A 2,023-nucleotide genomic window follows, 5' to 3' on the forward strand; every position below is an offset into this window, starting at 1 on the left:
ATGCTCAGGCCAGGGGCTGGACCCGGGGTCGATGAACTGCGCGATGCGCAGTTCATCGAACAGGCCCGGTCAAGACCGGCGGGCCGGTGGCAAGACCATGGGGGGGTTCGCTGGCGTCGGTTCGATGCGCTGCGCGATACGCAGTTCATCGATGAGGCCGTGTCTTCCGGCTTGGAGGCCGAGCCCAAAGGCGACGGGGACGCGTGTGCGAGAGATGGGGGCATGTGTCCGAAGAGACGACGTCGAGTCTCCGGAGACACGAGGTCGTGCCTTGGAGGTACGAGGTCGTGTCTCTGGGGCGTGCCGTCGAGCCTCCGGGGGTACGAGGCCGTGCCTTGGAGGAACGGGGGCGATGGAAGGAGCGGCGGGCTCGTGGCGTCGAGAGATGGGCACGATGCGGAAGACCATGGGCTCATCGCCCGAAGACCTACGGCCCCATCACGTGGAGGGACGGAGCCGTGCTGTTTGGAGCGTGAGGTCACCGCGTCACGCCACGACGTCATGCGACGAGGCGTTGGCCGCCGACCTGTCCGCGCTGCGGCCTTTGGTAGACAAGATCACCATTGGTCTTTGACCGGCGGCGGCGTTCCCCACCAAGACAGCCGCGCTACGGCTTCTGCTGGCACCCCGGCATCTTCGTCGGCCTGTTTGAAAAACTGCGCACCGCGCAGTTTTTCAACCCTGGGTCCAGCGCCTCGCTGGTCCGGGGTCGAGGGGGCGGACAGCCCCTCGCGGGGTCCGGGGCAGCGCCCCGGCTCGGCGCGTTCGCTCGTCCGGGAGCGTGTCGTTGGCCCCGGGACGAAGGGCGACCGTGCAGCGCGGTTTCTGTTCCGCTGGCATTCGTGTTGCTGACATTCGTGCCTGCGAGAAAGGAGATCGCCTCATGATCCGACGCTACCTGGTTCACGCCGCGGTGTGCGCTGCCTCCGTCCTGTTCTTTGGCTGCGCGGGTGAGGAAGCAGGCTCGGCTGCGCGCGACACGGGTCATTTGACCGTGAACTGGACCATCAGCAACCAGCGGGCTGCGAACTACTGCGTGGCGTACGAAGCGACCGGCGCGCTGATCGACATTCGCAACGACAAGGAGGAGTTCGTCGCGCAGATCCGCGTGCCATGCAGCCAGTTCAAATCGAGCATCGAGCTGCCTGTGGACAATTACCACGCGACGATCGTGCTCGTGAAGGAGAACGGCGACCCCGTCGGCAACAAGATCGATCTCGGCAAGTTCAAGGTCGGCGACGGAGACGATATCGACCGCGAAGCGAGCTTCGCGATGCCGCCGCCCGAAGGCTGACGCCAAACGAAAGGAATACGGCCGTGGGGACATCGGGGCGGTTTTCGCCCCGCGTGCCCCCATTTCCGTGCTCGCGCGTGGTTCGCCCTGCTTTCAGGGATCGAGCGGGCCGACCGCGCCGGGGCGCCGGAGGCCGAGCTCGCGCCGTCGTTCCTCGAACCAGGCGCGGGCCTCGGTATGCGTGTCCAGAAACCGGACGGGGAAGCCAGTCGTGCGGCGGAGCAACTGGATCGCACGAAACAGCATGGAGCCGAGGACACGAAATTGATACCTGGCGCCAACGATGGCGACGCCATGGATCGTCACGTCATCGTCCGGCGTACCAGACGTCTCCGACGCCACGCGGCGCGCCTCTGACGAGAGGTGCACCATGCGATGAAGGTCGATGATCAAAAAGACGTAGGGCTTGCCGTCGGAAAAACGCCGCCGAATGGCAGTCAAGCGCCGGACATCGTCACCGGTGACATGTCCGACGTAGTGGGCAATGGCCAGGTCGGGCTCCTCGATGATCGCGAAGGACTCGTCACGAACAGCGGACATTTTGAGGCGGATGGTAACGGAGGCGGGCGAAGAACGGCAAGGATCGTCTCCGAGGGGGGCGCTGCGCTGGGGCTTTGCCCCAGGCCCCAGCAGGGGCTGTCCGCCCCTGCACCCGGACCAGCCAGGGGCTGGACCCAAGCTCGATGAACTGCGCGATGCGCAGTTCATCGAACAGGCCCCGGTCAAGAC

General features: G+C 65.7%; 2 protein-coding genes. One reads left to right on the forward strand and one right to left on the reverse strand.

Features of this window, described 5'->3' with window-relative positions; all coding sequences use genetic code 11:
• Positions 1-883 precede the first annotated feature (883 nt).
• Positions 884-1,294: a hypothetical protein gene (locus E8A74_RS51540; RefSeq protein ID WP_136936567.1), complete on the forward strand. Its 411-nt coding sequence runs from the start codon at positions 884-886 to the stop codon at positions 1,292-1,294.
• A 93-nt stretch (positions 1,295-1,387) separates the two neighbouring features.
• Here the strand turns inward: E8A74_RS51540 and E8A74_RS51545 are convergent.
• On the reverse strand, positions 1,388-2,023 hold a 636-nt coding region (locus tag E8A74_RS51545), incomplete at its 5' end, for a hypothetical protein (protein ID WP_211365658.1).

Origin of the sequence: Polyangium fumosum, assembly GCF_005144585.1 — a bacterium.
Lineage (GTDB): Bacteria > Myxococcota_A > Polyangia > Polyangiales > Polyangiaceae > Polyangium > Polyangium fumosum.

What these genes read in the sequence shown, in the direction of transcription:
- E8A74_RS51540 (WP_136936567.1), top strand. Translation starts at nt 884, where the DNA reads ATGATCCGACGCTACCTGGTTCACGCCGCGGTGTGCGCTGCCTCCGTC.